Here is an 18,832-nt window from a genome sequence, read left to right as displayed (position 1 = left end):
AACTTGCCGCCATGAAAAAATACTGGCTTTTTCTGATCGCTCCCTTGCTGCTATCTATCATCAGTTGCAGTACTACACACAAAATAACACCATCCGCAACCGGCATTGGCAAATTCCAATACATCGGACAATATGTTGTTCCGCATAACCTGTCTTTCAATGGTACGGTAGTAGGAGGATTATCAGGAATCGATTATGATGCCGGCAGACAACAGTATTATCTCATCAGCGATGACCGGTCTGCACTTAATCCTGCCCGTTTTTATACCGCTAAACTTTATTTCTCTGATAAATCGTTCGACAGTGTGCGATTCACTGCAGCAACTACTTTATTACAACCTAACGGTAACGCCTATCCGGACAGCAAAACAAATGCAGCACTCACACCCGACCCGGAAGCAATGCGCTATAATGCAAAAAAAGGGTGCCTTGTATGGAGTAGTGAAGGAGAGCGGATTGTAGAACCCAAAGATACCGTACTTACCAATCCTGCAGTATATGAAATCAGTACCACTGGTCAATATATAGATTCCTTTGCCCTGCCCACACAGTTCAGGATGCAGGCTACCAATAACGGACCACGGCGCAATGGCGTATTTGAAGGGCTAGGGTTTACCCCCGGCTATAAATACATGTATGTAAGCCTGGAAGAGCCCCGCTATGAAGATGGGCCCCGCGCCGATGTACGCGATACCACCGCTTACACCCGCATTATTAAGTACAATAACGATACCCGCCAACCCATTGCCCAGTATGCCTATAAGCTGGAACCGGTAGCACATGCAGCCATACCGGAAAATGCTTTTAAAGTCAATGGCATTTCCGATATCATGGTACTCTCTGACCACAAAATATTAACGATAGAGCGGTCTTTTTCTTCCGGTATAAAAGACTGTACTATCAAGGTTTTTATAGCGGATCTGAGCAATGCTACCAACGTAAATAATATTAATTCCTTACAGGCCGATACCCATTTTAAACCGGCAACTAAAACGCTGCTTATCGACTTTGCAAGTTTGGGTAAGTACATAGATAATATAGAAGGAGTTACCTATGGGCCGGTTTTACCTAATGGCCATCAAAGCCTGGTATTTGTAGCAGATAATAATTTTTCCGCGGCAGAAGAAAGTCAGTTTTTCCTGTTCGAGATTATTCCATAAAAAACAATCATCTGTAAACAACGTTATAGATAGGTAAATCGCTCATTATGAAATACTTTCTGCTATTATTCGGAAGTTTAACAATGGCGGCCTGTCAAAATATGGGGAAGCGCCTGGGTAATGCCGACAGCGCTTCCCTGAACTCCATCACTACTGATACTGCTGAATGGATTACCTATACCGGCAAATTGCCCTGCGCTGACTGCGAAGGAATTATAACCACACTGACCCTGCACCAGCAGCAAAAAAATCCGGATTTCCAATTCAAAATGAAGGAAACATACCAGGGAATGAAATCCGGTAAAGAGACCACATTCTCCAGTGAAGGCACTTATAGCATATTACGCGGAAATGCCATTGACCCCAATGCCACAGTTATACAGCTCAATCCTGATAAAGACAGGAATCTCCAGCGTTTCTTTGAACAGGTGGGGGAAAATGAGTTAAAAATGCTGGATAAAGATCAGCATACTATTGAAAGCAGTCTCAACTATAGCCTGAAAAGAGTACCATAGGCAGCCCCGGGCGGATCATACAATGTAGAAAGATCACCGGTGTAAATAAGCCGGTGGTAAACATTATGTCAAAAAAGTCGCTTAAATTTAGCGCTGACCAGCGAATCTTTTATCATCTAATTTTTCTATGAATCGCATTCTTGGCTGCCTGATTTTATTGATATCAATGTGTATGGGGGCGTATGGCAAAACACCTATGGACAGTTTGCTCCGGGAGTTGAACCGTACTATGGAAAAATCGGCCACCTACGATTCCATCAAACTGCGGGGTATTGATAGTATAAAACGCTCCCTCACAAGAGCGGCCAGCAATGATCTGCCGCTGCGCTTCCACATCTACCAGCAGTTATATGAGGCCTATAAAGTTTTTAGCTTCGATTCCGCCTTTGTATATGCCCGTCAGTTACAGCAGCTGGCAGAAGAAATGCACGACCCGGTTCGCATTACCTACGCTAAAGTGAAGCTGGGATATATTCTATTGTCTTCGGGCATGTTTACAGAAACATCCTCCTTTGTAAATACTATCGACGTTACAGGGATGCCCGATAGTATCCGGACAGAGTTTTACCTGATGAAAGGCCGCCTCTACTTTGACCTGGCGGATTATAACCAGGATAAGTATTATACGCCTTCCTATATTCACATGGGTAGTACGTATATCGATTCTGCCCTGCAACTGATACCCGTTAATTCATTTGAGTACAAATACAACAGGGGGCATCTTTACTTTAAAATGGGCGATATTCCTTCTGCCCTGGCCGTTTATCCCAACCTGGATCAGCCGGGTTTGAACTACCGGCAACTGGCTATATCTGCCTGTACATTGGGTGGTATTTATGAGGCTGCTCACAATCCGGATACCGCTATAGCACTTATGATAAGATCCGCTATTGCAGATATTAAATCTTCTACAAAAGAAACAATGGCCAGTTACAGTCTGGCTACCCTGCTATTTGAGCGGGGAGATGTGGCTACCGCTTCCCGTTGTATCGAAAAGGCTATTGCCGAAGCTGTATTTTATGGTGCCCGCCAGCGCAAAGTAATGGTAAGCAGCATTTTACCAATTATAGAACACGAAAGAATTAATACAGCTGAGGAAAGAAACAGGTCCTTATTAATATATGCCTCGTTTGTTACCTTATTGCTGATTGCTTTGGTGGTATTGGCTATTACGGTATTCAGACAGGTACAAAAACTCAAAGCAGCGCAACATATCATTACGGCGGCTCACCTTAAACAGCAGGAAATCAATAATCAGCTGGTGGAAGCCAATAAGATTAAAGAAGAATATGTAGGCTATTGCTTCAACATCAATGCTAACTATATCGGCAAAATTGAAAAAATCAAACATGCCCTTGAGCAAAAATTAGCCGATAATAAACCCAATGAGTTAAAATTCCTGGTCAATAATATCAATATCAGGCAGGAGCGGGAAGAGCTTTTCACCAACTTTGACCGGGTATTCCTTAAAATATTTCCACACTTCGTTGCAGAGTTCAATACCCTTTTTGATAAAGACAACCAGATCATCTTAAAAGAGAACGAATTACTGAATACTGACCTCCGGATTTTTGCCCTGATTCGTATAGGCATCTCCGATAACGAGAAAATTGCCAGTATCCTGGAATATTCCGTTAACACTATTTACGCCTATAAAACCAAAATCAAAAAGCGCTCTTTATTACCCAATGAGGCATTTGAAAATCGGATTATGAATATCAAAGCGCTATAAAACGGGCAGGAAACTACTTCATAGCATAAATATATAATTAAAGCATATACGTTTATAATAAATTGAATATCAATTTATTATAATGAAGTTTCATTAATATTCTCATTTATTTTCTATATTTCACTTGTAAAAGTTGTTGACCTGATGATTGATTTTTTACTTTGATTTAAAGTAAAAGAGTAAACCAAAATACGATCAGAGAATAAAGAACCATTTTAGAAGACCGCGACGCGAAGTCGGCCCACGAATGAAAAATTAAATCCACGTTGCTAAACTGTCGAGCAAGCCTCTGCATACAAGCGACTATTTCCGTTTACTGAAAAAACTAAATCCACGGTAACAGAACAGGCCTTAACTGCTCAAAAAATCCACTTTATGACCAAATCAAGACTCATCAAAAATCTTTTTCTGTGCATGCTGCTGTTTATGGTACAGGGCATCGTCAACGCCCAGAACAAGACCATTACAGGTAAGATCACGGACAACAGCGGCGTTGCTATCCCAGGCGCCTCCGTACAGGTCAAAGGCACCAAAAGCGGCACTACCGCAGATGCTGATGGCACCTTTAAAGTATCCGTAGCACCGGGAGCTACTGCCCTGCTAGTGACCTTTATAGGGTATACCCCTCAGGAAGTAAATATTGCAAACAAAACGACTGTCAACGTAAAACTGGTACAGGAAAACACCACCCTCACTGATGTTGTGGTAGTAGGTTATGGTACCTCTCGCAAAAAAGACCTTACCGGCGCGGTAGCTTCTGTAAAAGCGGCCGAATTTAACAGAGGTATCACCACTGCACCTGATCAGCTGATCCAGGGTAAAGTATCCGGCCTTATGATCCTCAATAATAGCGGTGCTCCGGGAGCTGCTGCTACCGTACGAATCAGGGGTGCATCTTCCGTTCGTTCCGGTAACCAGCCCTTGTATGTGATCGACGGTGTACCGTTAGATGGAAGAGTAGCCCGCCCGGATGTTAATGTAACCACCATTGGTCAGACACCGGATGCCAACCCACTCAACTTTATCAATTCCAGCGACATCGCTACAATGGATGTATTGAAAGATGCCTCTGCTACCGCCATTTATGGTTCCCGCGGTGCAAATGGCGTTATCATCATCACTACTAAAAAAGGCACGCCAGGCCCTACCAGGCTGGATGTAAGTTATTCTGCAGGTGCCAGCAATATCATGAAAAAATTGAAGGTCCTGAATGGTGATGAATACCGCTCAGCGCTTAAACAATATAATCTGCCTGCCGGCGACTTTGGCTCAAGTTCAGATGCAATGGGTGCTATTTTAAGAACCGGTATCACGCAAAACATTGGACTGGCTATGAGTGGTGGTACTGAAACCGGCCGCTACAGAGCATCTTTCGGCATGATGGACCAGCAGGGTATCGTTAAAAAATCCGGCCTGAAAAAATATACCGCTACCCTGAGTGGCCAGAATAAATTCCTGGACAGCAAACAACTGGGGATAGACTATAATATCATGGCAGCGCAAACTACTGAGCAACTGGCACCAATTACCAACAATGCTGGCTTTGAAGGAAACCTGATAGGCCAGGCTTTGCAGTGGAATCCAACGCAGCCAATTAAAAATGCTGATGGTACGGTAAATATACTGGCCGAAGGTCAGCCCGTTAATCCGTTGGGCATGTCTAATGCTTACGATGATAAAGCCAATATCAGCTACATCCTGGCCAGTATCTCTCCATATTATAAATTCAATGATAACTGGGAGTACAGAATGTTGTACAGCGTAAACCACCAGAACGGAGCGCGCAGATCACAGGTTGCTTCCTTCATTAATCTTGCAGGCGTTTCAAATCTGGGGCAGGCATATTACGGCACCTCTGAATTACTCACACAGTTGTTCAACAATACACTGAGTTTCAATAAACAGATTACTTCTTCCTTTAACCTGAATGCGGTAGTGGGATACGAGTATCAGAAATTTGATTACGCTGGTGTAAGCATCGGTGCAAAGGGATTTCCAACCTATGCTTTGAGTTATACAGATATTTTACAATCTCCTACCCAGGCAAATACCACCATCAGCTCTTTCCGTAATCCTAGTTCAGAATTACAATCTTATTTTGGCAGGGTTTCCCTCAACTTCAAAGACAAATACCTGCTTACCGGCACTTTGAGGGCAGATGGTTCCAGCAAATTTGGTTCAAATAACAAGTATGGTTATTTCCCATCTTTTGCCGGTAAATGGAATATCAGCAACGAAGAGTTCCTGAAACAAAGCTCCGTTTTTAATAATCTGGCAGTGAGAGTAGGCTACGGTGTTACTGGTAACCAGGAATTCCCTGCTGGTGCGGCACAGGAACAGTATGGACTGGGGCCCTCTGGTGGTGCAGGTTTGACCAATGTAGCCAATCCTAATCTGAAATGGGAAACATCCAAACAGTTTAATGCTGGTATAGACTTCTCCATTGTGAAGAACAGGATTTATGGTAGTGTTGATTACTTCGTTAAAAATACTTCTAATCTGCTGTTCAGTTTCCCTGCTATTCAACCAGCACCGGCATCCTCTTACTGGATAAATCTTCCTGGTAACGTAATCAATAACGGTGTGGAACTGCAATTGAAAGGGGAGATCATTAAGAACAGGGACTTCTCCTGGAGTGTTGGTGCAAATGCTACCTTCCTGCACAATAAACTGAAAGACTATTCAGGTCCTCCGGTGCTTACAGGATCTATCAGTGGTCAGGGTGTTTCCGGTGCTACTGCACAAAGACTGGCGAACGGATATCCTTTGAACACGTTCTATGTACGCAAATTTGAAGGCTTTGATGATAAAGGTCAGGGCATATATGCAGATAATGGTAATACCCTGTACTACCTTACCAACCCAAATCCTAAAACATTATTCGGTATAAATACGGAAGTGGCTTATAAGAAATGGGTATTAGGTGCGAGCGCTCACGGTGCGTTTGGTTTCCAGGTATACAACAATACCGCAAACACCATATTGCCAATAGGTAACCTCGGTTCCCGGAATATTGCAAAAGCTTTACTGGGTAGTAAAGAAGACCTTTCTAACCCAATTACCGTTTCTTCCAGGTACCTGGAAAATGGCAATTTCATGAAGCTGGATAATCTGACACTCACTTATAATATTGGTAATGTAGGTAAGGTGCTGAAAAATGCAGCGGTATATGTAACCGGCCAAAATCTCTTTGTAATCACCAGGTACAGCGGTTTTGATCCGGAAGTTAATACTGATAAAAGCGTGAATGGTGTTACTTCCTTTGGTATAGAGTACACGCCTTATCCCACTGCAAGAAGTGTAATGTTTGGCTTACTCTTCTCGTTATAATCTACCATTCACCAAAAAACTACTATCATGACTTATAATAAAATCCGATCTATTCTAATAATTGGTTGCAGTATAGGATTTGCAGCCTGTAATCTCAATGAAAAACTGGGGTCCACACTTACCAAATCTGATGCGGATTCCGTTATAAAAGCACCTGCTTTGCTGAAAACAGCCTATGATAATTTACAAATGCCCTACCAGGACTTTTCCAATACATGGGGCTTGTCTGAAATGTCTACAGATGAAGCAGTAGGGCCTACCCGCGCAGGTGACTGGGATGATAATGGTGTATGGCGCGCATTACACCAGCATATCTGGACATCAGATCACGCGCATATCCAGAATGCATTCAGCAGACTATTGCTGGAACAATTCAGCGCCACCAATGTATTAAACTTCAAACCTACCGCAGGGCAGGCTGCCGAAGCCCGCTTCCTCCGTGCATTCTCTATGTTTTCTGTATTGGATCTCTGGGGTCAGGTGCCTTTCAGAAACCCAACTGATACCCTCCTGAATGCTCCTAAAGTATTAAAAGCGCAGGAAGCATTGGATTACATTATAGCGGAACTGACGGCCATCACAAATGATCTTGGCGACAGACCTTCTACACCGGCCTACGTTGCAAATAAAGATGCAGCACGTTTTCTGCTGATGAAATGTTACCTCAATAAAGGCGCATTTCTAAACAGACAAAGTCCCACATTTGACGCCGGAGATATGGCACAGGTAATTAAACTGGCAGATCAGATCACCAATGGCACCGGTAGTTACAGTCTTGCTAATAACTACTATGATAACTTTGCCCGTGATAATGATGTGAAGTCTACCGAAAACATCTTTACACAGCAAAACGGACCAGGCATCAGTACTGCCCGCGGTGATAACGGTAACAACGTATTTGCCCGCTGGAAATCCACCCTGCATTATAATATGATACCAAGTGGCTGGAACGGCTTTACTACCTTATCTGATTTTTATGATAAGTATGAAGCCACAGATACCAGAAGAGGTGGCAGCTATTCCGGTGTTACAGATTCAACCGGCCTAAGGGTAGGATTCCTGGTAGGACAACAGTATAATGTAAATGGCGTTGCCTTAAAAGACAGAAAAGGTAATATGCTTGCTTTTACAAGAGATGTGCAGTTAAAAGAAACCGGCAATACCCTGGAAATAACAGGTATCAGGGTAGTTAAATATCCACCGGATCTTTCTACTTCCAAGAATTCAAGAGATGGTAATGAAGCCAGTAACGACTTTGTTTTCTTCCGCTACGCAGACGTTCTGCTCATGAAAGCAGAAGCATTGGTAAGAACCGGCAAAGCTGGTGACGGGTTAACCATCGTAAATCAACTCCGCACCAAACGTGGCGCATCTGCTTTTGGAGCACTCGATGTGAACAACCTCCTCGATGAAAGAGGCCGTGAATTATTCTGGGAAGGCTGGAGAAGACAGGATCTGATCCGCTTCGGTAAGTTCCTGCAGCCATGGCAGCTGAAACCAACAGATGATCCAAAGTACCTGTTATTCCCGATTCCAACCAGCGATCTGGCTGTAAATCCAAACCTGAAACAGAACCCAGGTTACTAATAATATCTTTTTTGTTGAGAGCAGGATCATGAAAGAGTGATCCTGCTCCCGGCAAAAGCCTCCACCACATTATGTTTTATAAGTATCACGCATTATGCAGATAATGCTGCAGGGAGATCTTTTTGCGTCGAAAATCAATCGTTCATATGTATACAAAAGCATTGCTAAGGCTCTCAGGATGGCTACTACTGCTCTCCTCCCTGTATGCCCAGGCTCAAAATCAGGTAAAAAAGATCGGCAAAATAAACACGGTCAACATTTCAGGACAACAAATTAAAATCAGCGCGGAAAATGCTTTTGCAGAAATAACGGTATATAGTCCGTCCGTTATCCGCGTGCGAATGGATAAACAACCATTGGCAGCAGATTTCTCTTATGCTGTTATTGCAAAACCAATAACTACCAAATTACAAACAACGCAAAACAACAGTGAGATCAATGTAACAACAGATTCCCTGCACCTGCGTATTACTAAAGATCCGTTTTCCATCCATTTTCTCACCCCTTCGGGAGAAGTGATCAACGAGGATGAAGCCGGATTAACAACCTCCTGGATAGGTGATGAAGTAACTACCTACAAAAAGATGCAGGATGGCGAAAGATTCATTGGCCTTGGAGAAAAAACCGGCAACCTGGATCGTAAAGGTGAAGCCTATACGAACTGGAACTCCGATAAATTTGGATACGCCACCAACACAGACCCTATCTATGCCACCATCCCTTTTTATGTGGGCATACACCATCATATTAACTACGGCATATTCTTCGACAATACTTTTCAAAGCGACTTCAACTTCGGCGCCAGCAACAATCGCTTTTCTTCCTTTGGCGCCAGGGGAGGAGAGATGAATTACTATTTCATCTATCACCCACAAATGACAGATATCATCACAGCATATACTAATCTCACCGGGCGTATGCCTATGCCCCCAATGTGGAGCCTGGGATATCAGCAAAACCGCTACAGCTACTACCCGGACACCGAAGTGATGCGCATTGCGCAAACATTGCGTGAAAAGAAAATCCCTGCCGATGGCATCACATTGGATATTCACTACATGGATGCCTATAAACTGTTTACCTGGAATAAAGATCGTTTTCCCAATCCCAAACAACTCAGCAACCAGCTCGCGGATATGGGCTTTAAACTAACTGTAATTGTAGATCCGGGTATTAAGGTAGAAGAAGGATACGCGGCATATGAAAGCGGTAAAAACGAAAATATCTTTATTAAATATAACGACGGTCAAAACTATACCGGCCAGGTATGGCCCGGCTGGTGCCACTTTCCGGACTTCACCAGCGTGAAAGGTCGTGATTGGTGGAAAGGACAGATAAAATCGTATATGCGTGACGGTGTGCGCGGCATATGGAACGACATGAATGAAATAGCCACCTGGGGACAGAAAATGCCTGATAACGTCATCTTTGATTATGAAGGACATCCGGTTACTCATCAACAGGCACACAATATTTACGGGCTGGAAATGGTGCGCGCCAGCTATGAAGGCGCCCGTGAAGAGTTAAAGAAACGCCCTTTCCTCTTAACCCGTGCAGCCTATGCCGGCTCACAACGTTATAGTGCCATATGGACAGGTGATAACCGCGCTGAAGAAGATCATATGCTCCTGGGTGTACGATTAATGAATAGTCTGGGCATAAGTGGCATGGCTTTCACCGGCATGGATATAGGCGGCTTCACCGGCAATCCAACCGTTAGTTTATATGCCCGCTGGATGCAAATAGGTGCATTTATTCCTTACTTCCGTAATCATACCGGTGTAAATACCAAATCATCTGAGCCATGGGCTTACGGAGAAGAGGTACTGGAGATCTCCCGTAATTATATCAATCTCCGCTATCACCTGCTGCCATATCTCTATAGCACAATGTATGAAGCAACACGTACAGGCGTTCCCGTTATGCGTACACTGGCACTCAACAACACCTTTGATCCAAACGTTTATGATACCCGTTATCAAAATCAATACGGCTACGGCAACGCCTTTATGGTAGCGCCTTTTGAGAGTACAAAAGAATTTGGACAGATCTACTTCCCTGAAGGAAAATGGTACAACCTTTATACTGATACCATCACTGCCGGCAAACAGGACGTGATCACACCGCTGAATATGAAAACGTTGCCGGTATTTGTAAAAGAAAGCAGCATTATTCCTATGCAGTCATTAATTCAAAATACTTCGGAAAAGCCGGTAGATACGCTTTTCCTGCACATTTACCATGGAGATAAACAAAATACATTTGTTTATTATGAAGATGATGGTGAAAGTTTTGACAATGAAAAAGGAAGCTTCTATCAACGCGTCATTACTTACAATCCGGCTGATAAAAAAATTATCCTGGAGGAAACAACCGGCAGTTATGCTTCTAAATTTCACTACATAAAATTATTACTCCACGGATTTGGTGAGCAAAAAAGTATAACCGTTAACGGTAGTCCGCTATCATTACAAACAAACGGGTATTCCTTCCTGTCACCTATATCACGCTTTGATCCGCAAGGGTCTTCTATTCCGGCAGCGCGTTGCATGGTGCAACAGGCAACCTTTGCGAATGGTAACCAGCTTATTAACGTGGGTTTATAAAAAGAACGGCCCCCTTGGTTTATCCGGGGGGTCTTTTTTTCACCACATGCAGCGATTGTTATTTCAGGTGGAATAATACTATAAGCACATACAGACAGTACTTCGCTGATAGCGGAAATGGCTATTTATTACAGGGCAAAGCCGGCAGACAGGAGCACCCTGGAAGAGATGTTCCTGATGAAGTCGGGGCAGTCTTCATTCCCCAAGAGCTTCTTGCTTTCTTTACCGCCGCAAACAGGGAGATAAACACACTGTACACATGGTAAATGATCCTTAATCATGCTTGCCGGTGGCCGGTGATAAATGCCCCCTCCCGCATGTTGCCTCATTTCCTGGTGAACATAATACGGCAGTTGCGGTAGCCAATGACAGCTGATTCCTTTCTCTACAATAAAACTAAACAAAGCAATTTCTGCTGCCTTTAGCTGCTGCATGGTTCCGGACGACTCCTGGTTAAACTCCAGGATTACCTGCCGGCTTCTTCCCAATGCCAACAGGGATGCTGTAAAAGCCGGTGGCCAGTTTTGCCAGCAGGTACCGGTAACAAAAAAGTTACAATGAATTTTCAGCGCCCCTTTCAGCGCAGCATGCTGCAAAAGCGCGGCTATAGCGTGAAGCGTAGTAATGGTATTGCCTACCACATTGGCCAGGTGTAGTTTGCTGAAGGTAAAATACAGTTTGGCCAGAGCCAGTTTTTGCAGGACAGGAAGCTGCACATGCCCGCCTCCGTCTTCAAACAAAATATTTGCTGTGAACTGTACCCGGAAAGGCATCTTAATTAATGTCAGGAGATCATCTAATTCTGAAAGCCAATGCAGTCCGGCTTCTGACCTGTGCATCACAATCAGTAACCTGATGGTAAATTTGAAGGACTGTATATTCGTAAAGGAAACAGTTGTTAAAACATATTGTATTTCCTGTACCAATCTGTTTAGCAGGTAACTATCGGGCGTAATGGTAACTGGTACTACCAAAGAAGCTGATTGTGTGCTTTCCTCCAGTTTATGTAACTGGCTGCGTGTAATTACAAATGCTGTTTCCGCTTCCTCCTCCGGTACCAGTACTTCCTGCATCAGCAATGATCTTAGCAACATATCCGGTAACAGCGCATATTCACCACGTTGGAGCACAGACAGGTAATCACCGGATAAGCGCAACGTTTGCCCGCTACGGGTGGAAAAAAGCAGTACATCTGAGCCTGGAATATCTTTATAGGCCGGGATAGGTATTACTTCAACATACCTTGAAAGCTTCAACTTCATAAGATAACATTATGCGATTACGAGGCGGCATACATGTATTTCAGGGATTTATTAAGCACTAATAAGTGGTGGCATCCCTGCCACCACTTTCCTCTTTCCGTTTATCTAACTTCTTTTTTAGTAAAATATTTCCCAGTGCTGTTTTCCGGTAATATTTACTATCTGACTGTACACTTCATAATCTGCCTGAAATACTTCCCTGCAAATTGTCCTGCGTTTTGGGCGTTAATGTTAAACATTCCGTTTTCTGCATCAATCGCCGGGGCCATAGGAGTAACTTCATTTTCCAGGGAAAACAAAACAACGTTGAAAAGCCGGCGGCACTACCTGATTAGGCAGGCAATTACAATTTTCAAATTGGGTTTTTCTATAGGATATCAGTTTCTTTTATGAATTGGTGTAATGATGAACTATAACTACAATTGCTAAATTCTTAATTATAATGGAAGGATTAAAACTTATTAGATCAAACGAATTGGATTCACGACCAAAGATCATACATGATAACTTTTGTTTATACAAATAGGCCGATCTCCGCCATACTTAGTGGTTTTTTGCAATATTTACCGGCAACTAACAGGCTGACAGGCTCGCATACTATCGTATCATATTGGCTAAAATGCGGAACGTTCATTAGTATAAGGCCGTATTTATACATGTTTCACCATGGAAATAACTAGATAAATAATTTCATGAAAACCAAAATATTATTATATTTTAGCTTAAAGCAAGAGGTAAATATCTGTGGCAGCAACTAAGTTCGACAAATGCTAACTTTTTTTCGACCAAAATCCGGAGAGGTGAGGTCCTTTGCCAGTATAAAAGTTGAAGGGTGGCTTTCAACATTAGAGTCCAACAAATTCTATACGCATAAGGTTCGCATATTTGCACATATTCTTCTTTGGACACTACATACATTCATGTACACGTGGATGTATAGTGTCATGTACCCGGATTCGCATTCCATCGAATTCTTTCTGGCATTAAGAAATACGTTGGGCGCCATATTCTTTCTTTATTTTATTTTCTATTTTGTAATGCCGCATTTATTCATGAAAGGGCGAATAATAGCAGGCATGCTGGGTTTGCTGCTTCCATTTATTGTGTGGAATTTTATTAATTATGGGATTTGCAGTTTTATTGCCCGGAATTTTGCGATTCATAACCAGGAAATACTACTGCCGGTGCACCGGCTGATGCAGGGGAACCTCATGGACGCATTATCCATTCGCCGGGCACTACAGCTGTCTCCTGGTACGCTGATGGTAATCGCACCAAGTATGTCAGTAAAATTACTGTTGAATACCTTCCGGGCCTATACGCGAACGTTGAGACTGGAACGTGATAATCTCAGGCTGGAAATTGATTTTCTGAAATCACAGCTAAATCCGCATTTTCTTTTTAATACACTTAATAATATCTATGCCCTTTCTATAAAAAATGACAGTCTGGCGGCAGATTTCATCCTGAATCTTTCCAACATGATGCGCTATACCCTGTATGAATCCAATATTGAAAAAGTATTCTTATCCAAAGAGGTAAATTTTCTGAAGAATTATGTTACACTGGAAAGTATCCGCTACGGTAAAAATGCCACTATCACATTTGAGTGTGATGATGAAAAGATCACCGATCAACGCGTGGCGCCACTGCTGATGTTTCCGTTCATAGAAAATGCTTTTAAGCATTGTCAGAGTGCAACAATAAAAAACTGCTGGATTAATATATCTCTTAAACTGGAGGATAATCGTTTGTTATTTGCGTCTGTAAACAGCAAGGAGCCAGGGTATTACAACAAAAAAGAAATTGGTGGCATCGGTATAGAAAATTCGCGCAGACGATTGGCGATACTATATCCTGAAAAACATCACCTGAAAATCGAGGACAAACACGACTATTACAAAATTGAAATGTGCTTAATACTTAACTGATATGGAACAGCGGATCAAGTGCCTGGTAGTGGATGACGAACCATTTGCCCGGGAAATAATGGAGACTTACATTGCCAGACTCCCGTATCTGGAGCTGGTTGCTTTTTGTGAAAATGCCTTTGATGCAACTGATATTTTGCAACAGCATACCGTTGACCTGTTATTTTCCGATATACAAATGCCCAGGATAAATGGGGTGGAAATGATCAGATCCTTACCCAATCCGCCGTTAGTTGTATTTGCCACCGCTTTTCCGGAATATGCCATAGAAGGATTTGAGCTGGATGTGGTAGACTATCTTGTGAAACCATTTCCATTTGATCGTTTCCTGAAAGCAGTAACCAAAGCCAAAAATATCCTGCATCAAAAAAAAGAGGAATCCGCCAAGCAGCAAGCAGCCGCACACTTATTTGTAAAAGATAATTTCAAACTCACCAAAGTATTATTTGATGATATCTATTATGTAGAAGGCATGAAAGATTATGTAAAGCTGGTAACAAAACAAAAAAACATTGTTACCTATATGCGGATGAAGAACCTGGAAGCTATTCTTCCTTCAGACAGATTCATCCGTATTCATAAGTCTTATATCGTACAGGCCAACGCTATCAAGGCTATTATGGGCAATTCGGCAGAGCTGGTAAACAATGAATCTATTATTATTGCCAAACAATACAAACAACAACTAAATAAAATACTGGGTATCGCCGGTGCGGGTGACGAGAGTAAATAAACATTTATTGCTTCGTCCACCCTTTTATGGTACCCATTTCGTTCTCCGGTATTGATAAAGATACCTGAATACCTATCTCCTATACCTCCATTCATTTTTTTGACGGACTCCAATCACACAAAAAGGTATTTTTTTGTCGTAAAAACATGCGCTTTGGTCTAAAACAAAATGAAATGAGGATTTCAAAGCGCATTTTTACATCGTAAAAATCATATTCTCTCAATCAAATTAGTACTCATGAAAAAGACAGATGTTCAACACAGTGCAATCAAAAAGCTTTCTCTTAACAAAGAAATTGTATCTAAAGCTGATTCCCGGACTATTGGGAATGTAAGCCCAAACCGCGATTCCTCCACCAGAACAGCAGGTCCTACATCTATAAGTTCTCCTACCACTAGTGTAATGATGTAAATTTAAGGAGCAACAAGTGCAGTACAAATGTACCATAATAGATGATGAGCCGCTGGCACAGGAAATCCTGGAAGGTTATATCAAAAGGATAGATTTTCTGGAACTGGTTACCAAAACTGACAGTCTGCAAAGGGTGGAAGATCTGGTAGCAGCCGGCGACGTAGATGTTGTATTCCTGGACATTAATATTAGAGGTACTCAAAGAAAAAGTATTAACCGGCTACTTGACAGAAAATGTCATTTTATCATTGTTACCGCGTACCCGTTGTCTTTTATTGAGGATATCCAGTTAAAAACTGCTCATGGGTATCTTAGTAAGCCTGCCAGCTTTAAGGACTTCCTCCGGGAAATTCAACGGGTGCTTAATGTGAGATTCCAATAATGAAACAGCTCCAGCCATTCGATTTTTATCTGCTCCGGATACCTTTGCTGCCTTACAGCAGGGTTATGCAGCTTCATGCAACCGGCAACAAGGATATGAAGTGTATGATAAACGAGATAAAACTCATCTTTAACAGTAACCTGTTACAGGAAGCTATTTATCTCGCCAGCCCGGAACTACATGCCGAAATGATGAAATGGCTGGCTGGCGAAATTCCCGACGGTAGCCTCAAAGAGCAGAAACTCTCCGTTTCCCTTTATAAGTATCTGCTGCGGATGAGCACCAGGTGCACACCATACGGACTATTCGCCGGCTGTGCAGTAGGAGATATAACAGACAACCCCACACAAATAGAATTTTCATCCGGCTCCTGCTGGGAAAAAGTATCCCGGCTGGATATGAACTATTTGGCTGCCCTGTCCGGCGAACTGATTAATGAGAACGAGATCCGCTCTGAGATGAAGTTCTTCACCAATAACAGTCTTTATACAATAGGACAAACTTACCGGTACTTCGAATACGAATTAAAAGATAACAGGCGACATTATTACCTCAGCACCTTCCCCCAAACAACTTATGTGCAGCTGGTAATAGAAGCAGCGCGTGCAGGCGCATATAAAAATGACCTGATAAAAATACTGGCAACAAAAGATATATCTGAAGAAGAAGCTGCCGGATTTATTGATACCCTCATTCATAACCAGGTACTCATTTCTACTCTTCACCCTGTAATTACCGGCGCAGACAGCCTTTCGCTCATTATAACCGAGTTGCAGCAAAAAGGTATCCCCGGCGATATCCCACAGGCCCTTCAATGCATACAGGAACTGCTGGCCGAACAAGCGGTTGGTGTGGAAAGATATATAGCTATCAAAGACATCATGAATGCCTACTTTCCGCAACTGAAGGGCAAAGACCTGATACAGGCAGATCAGTTTTTGCGGCCGCAGGCAAATACCCTGCACAAAAAAACACTGGATATCATCACCAACCGGCTACATCGCCTGCTGGCACTGAATTATACACCAGCAACAAACGACCTGCAATCATTCAAACTGCGATTTAACCAAAAGTATGAAGGCAGGGAAATACCATTAATGGTAGCACTTGATAGTGAAACCGGTATAGGCTACGGCATTATTTCCGGAGAAAGCAGCAGCTTTACACCACTGATAGACGACCTGGTGCTGCCCGGCAAAACAAAATATCCGCAAACAGTATGGAGCCCGTATAAAAAGCTGGTGCTGGAAAAATTCCTTGCAACAAAAGCAACAGGCGCATACAGTATTAACATCACCGACGAAGATCTGGACTCGCTAACAACAGCCCAACAGGATATTACGTTGCCTGCTACATTATTCCTGCTGGGTACAATGGTGGCGCCTTCTCCAAAAGAAATGGATGCCGGCAACTTTCAACTTATACTAAAGAGCTTCAGGGGCCCCGGCGCCATGCAGTTATTAGGTCGCTTTGCTGCCAGTAACACGGCATTGGCAGAAAAGCTGGCCGATTGCGCTATTTATGAAGAAAGCCGGCAGCCTGATAAAATACTGGCAGAAATTGTACATCTGCCCGAAGGGCGCATCGGTAATGTGTTACTAAGACCGGCAACATATAGCTATGAAATACCATTTTTAGGAAATGCAGGTGTTCCCGAAGCCTTCAGAATACCTGTGAGCGATTTGTATGTTTCTGTACGCAATGGTGCTATTGTATTACGTTCCAAACGCCTTAACAAAGAAATTATTCCCAGGCTAACCAGTGCCCATGATTTTACCGAGGGCTTACCTGTGTATAAATTCCTGTGTGATCTGCAAAACCAACATCATCCCTTTGCTATGCGTTGGGATTGGGACATACTGGAACAACAAACATTTCTGCCGAGAGTCACTTATGGTCAAATAATACTGCAGCGGGCCAGGTGGTATCTGACTGCCACCTCATTTGCAGCACTATGTGAATCTGCTACAGCAGATGACTGCCTGCAAACATTACAGAAAAATCGTGCTCTGCCCGATAAAGTTATTCTTGTGGAAGGAGATAATGAACTGTTGATAGATCTTACGAATACATTTGCCCGGCAAATTCTTGCAGATAAGCTGAAGAAAGACAACGTAATACTGTGCGAATACCTGTTTGATGATAGTACAAAACTGATATCCAATGGTAATGATATTTATGTAAACGAAGTGATCATTCCTTATCGCAACATTACTTTTCAGGATAAAACAACGCCCCTCAGGAACAGTGTGCCGGAGAAGGCAGTAAAACGGTCTTTTTATCCCGGTAGCGAATGGATGTACATTAAAATTTATACAGGCACAAAATGGGCCGACAAACTACTGAAGAATGAACTATTAAACCTGGTGACTTCCTTGCAACAGGATAATATTATCCGGCAATGGTTTTTTATCCGTTACCAGGACCCCGAAAATCATTTGCGTATTCGTTTTTACAATAACAGCGATCCGGATTTTACCCAAACAGTTACCCGCAAACTAAATGAGCTCTTCGCGTATCACCTGGAAAATGATATTATACAGAAGATACAATACGATACCTATATCCGGGAAATAGAAAGATATGGAGAGCAACTGATTGGCCTGACCGAAGAATTTTTTTATCACGACAGTAACGCCGTTGTCCAGCTGCTGGCCTTAATACGAAATGGAGATGAAGATTATTACAGGTGGCTGTTTGCCATAGCCGGTGTAAATCATTTGCTGAATGATTTTGGCTTCACCCCCTCCTCCAAACTACAGCTCCTTACACAGTTGCAGGGAATGTTTTTCCAGGAATTTAATGGCAACAACTCCCTGAATATTCAGCTAAACAATAAATATCGCGAAAACAGCAAGCTAATAACCGCTGTGTTGCAAACAGCACCGGATGAACTGCTGCTTCCTCCTGAAGCTATCCGTATTTTTAACAACAGGTCTGATGCTGTTAAAAAAATACATAGTGCTATCATACACCTGGTAAATGCAGGGGAGGTAGATGAGAATATCTACAACCAATTATTACCAGATTATATACACCTGTTTCTGAACAGGTTGTTTATTGCCAATAACCGCCTGCATGAACTGGTCATTTACCACTATCTGATGAAACATTATACATCTGCCATTGCCAGGAAAAAAATGAATACAACCATATAGTCAATAAACATTCCTGTCAACATTT

The 18,832-nt window shown here is 42.6% G+C and carries 11 protein-coding genes; 10 read left to right on the top strand and 1 reads right to left on the bottom strand.

Annotated features, from left to right (window positions below; all coding sequences use genetic code 11):
* Window positions 1–11 precede the first annotated feature (11 nt).
* From CLV51_RS03685 to CLV51_RS03660, 6 genes are all read left to right on the top strand, one after another.
* Complete coding sequence (locus CLV51_RS03685; protein WP_106526646.1) at window positions 12–1,160, top strand: esterase-like activity of phytase family protein; 1,149 nt, start codon at window positions 12–14, stop codon at window positions 1,158–1,160.
* A 47-nt stretch (window positions 1,161–1,207) separates the two neighbouring features.
* Window positions 1,208–1,675 (top strand): copper resistance protein NlpE, encoded by a 468-nt coding sequence (locus tag CLV51_RS03680; RefSeq protein WP_106526645.1) that lies wholly within the window; start codon window positions 1,208–1,210, stop codon window positions 1,673–1,675.
* 127 nt (window positions 1,676–1,802) lie between these two features.
* The gene (locus CLV51_RS03675; protein WP_106526644.1) at window positions 1,803–3,407 is read left to right on the top strand and encodes a DUF6377 domain-containing protein; all 1,605 of its coding nucleotides are present in this window, start codon (window positions 1,803–1,805) and stop codon (window positions 3,405–3,407) included.
* A 375-nt stretch (window positions 3,408–3,782) separates the two neighbouring features.
* Window positions 3,783–6,737, top strand: a complete 2,955-nt coding sequence (locus tag CLV51_RS03670) for a SusC/RagA family TonB-linked outer membrane protein (RefSeq protein WP_106526643.1) — start codon at window positions 3,783–3,785, stop codon at window positions 6,735–6,737.
* 27 nt (window positions 6,738–6,764) lie between these two features.
* Window positions 6,765–8,324, top strand: coding sequence for a RagB/SusD family nutrient uptake outer membrane protein (locus CLV51_RS03665; protein WP_106526642.1), 1,560 nt, complete (start codon window positions 6,765–6,767; stop codon window positions 8,322–8,324).
* Window positions 8,325–8,470: 146 nt separating this feature from the next.
* Window positions 8,471–10,930 carry a glycoside hydrolase family 31 protein gene (locus CLV51_RS03660; RefSeq protein WP_106526641.1) on the top strand — a complete coding sequence of 820 codons (2,460 nt, stop codon included), beginning with the start codon at window positions 8,471–8,473 and terminating at the stop codon, window positions 10,928–10,930.
* 128 nt (window positions 10,931–11,058) lie between these two features.
* Here CLV51_RS03660 and CLV51_RS03655 read toward each other — a convergent pair whose 3' ends face one another.
* On the bottom strand, window positions 11,059–12,192 hold the full coding sequence (locus CLV51_RS03655; RefSeq protein ID WP_106526640.1) for a hypothetical protein: 1,134 nt from the start codon (window positions 12,190–12,192) through the stop codon (window positions 11,059–11,061).
* A gap of 920 nt (window positions 12,193–13,112) precedes the next feature.
* Here CLV51_RS03655 and CLV51_RS03650 point away from each other — a divergent pair.
* The 4 genes from CLV51_RS03650 to CLV51_RS03635 all read left to right on the top strand — a co-directional run bounded on the left by CLV51_RS03650 (window position 13,113) and on the right by CLV51_RS03635 (window position 18,807).
* The gene (locus tag CLV51_RS03650; protein ID WP_158266923.1) at window positions 13,113–14,123 is read left to right on the top strand and encodes a sensor histidine kinase; all 1,011 of its coding nucleotides are present in this window, start codon (window positions 13,113–13,115) and stop codon (window positions 14,121–14,123) included.
* 1 nt (window position 14,124) lies between these two features.
* Complete coding sequence (locus CLV51_RS03645; RefSeq protein ID WP_106526638.1) at window positions 14,125–14,856, top strand: LytR/AlgR family response regulator transcription factor; 732 nt, start codon at window positions 14,125–14,127, stop codon at window positions 14,854–14,856.
* A 427-nt stretch (window positions 14,857–15,283) separates the two neighbouring features.
* A complete protein-coding gene (locus tag CLV51_RS03640) occupies window positions 15,284–15,649 on the top strand; it encodes a LytR/AlgR family response regulator transcription factor (protein WP_106526637.1) in 366 nt (121 codons plus the stop codon).
* Entirely contained in the window at window positions 15,649–18,807 is a 3,159-nt protein-coding gene (locus tag CLV51_RS03635; protein WP_106526636.1) for a lantibiotic dehydratase, read from the top strand. The genes CLV51_RS03640 and CLV51_RS03635 overlap by 1 nt, the downstream gene beginning before the upstream one ends.
* Window positions 18,808–18,832: the final 25 nt, after the last annotated feature.

Source organism: Chitinophaga niastensis (assembly GCF_003014755.1).
Taxonomy (GTDB): domain Bacteria; phylum Bacteroidota; class Bacteroidia; order Chitinophagales; family Chitinophagaceae; genus Chitinophaga; species Chitinophaga niastensis.
The sequence above is the reverse complement of the archived record's forward strand: the minus strand, read 5'-3'. Positions and strand labels throughout refer to the sequence as shown.

Excerpts from the sequence above, each read along its gene's own strand:
- CLV51_RS03685 (WP_106526646.1), top strand. The coding sequence starts at position 12 with ATGAAAAAATACTGGCTTTTTCTGATCGCTCCCTTGCTGCTATCTATC.
- CLV51_RS03680 (WP_106526645.1), top strand. The coding sequence starts at position 1,208 with ATGAAATACTTTCTGCTATTATTCGGAAGTTTAACAATGGCGGCCTGT.
- CLV51_RS03675 (WP_106526644.1), top strand. The coding sequence starts at position 1,803 with ATGAATCGCATTCTTGGCTGCCTGATTTTATTGATATCAATGTGTATG.
- CLV51_RS03670 (WP_106526643.1), top strand. The coding sequence starts at position 3,783 with ATGACCAAATCAAGACTCATCAAAAATCTTTTTCTGTGCATGCTGCTG.
- CLV51_RS03665 (WP_106526642.1), top strand. The coding sequence starts at position 6,765 with ATGACTTATAATAAAATCCGATCTATTCTAATAATTGGTTGCAGTATA.
- CLV51_RS03660 (WP_106526641.1), top strand. The coding sequence starts at position 8,471 with ATGTATACAAAAGCATTGCTAAGGCTCTCAGGATGGCTACTACTGCTC.
- CLV51_RS03655 (WP_106526640.1), bottom strand. The coding sequence starts at position 12,192 with ATGAAGTTGAAGCTTTCAAGGTATGTTGAAGTAATACCTATCCCGGCC.
- CLV51_RS03650 (WP_158266923.1), top strand. The coding sequence starts at position 13,113 with ATGTACACGTGGATGTATAGTGTCATGTACCCGGATTCGCATTCCATC.
- CLV51_RS03645 (WP_106526638.1), top strand. The coding sequence starts at position 14,125 with ATGGAACAGCGGATCAAGTGCCTGGTAGTGGATGACGAACCATTTGCC.
- CLV51_RS03635 (WP_106526636.1), top strand. The coding sequence starts at position 15,649 with ATGAAACAGCTCCAGCCATTCGATTTTTATCTGCTCCGGATACCTTTG.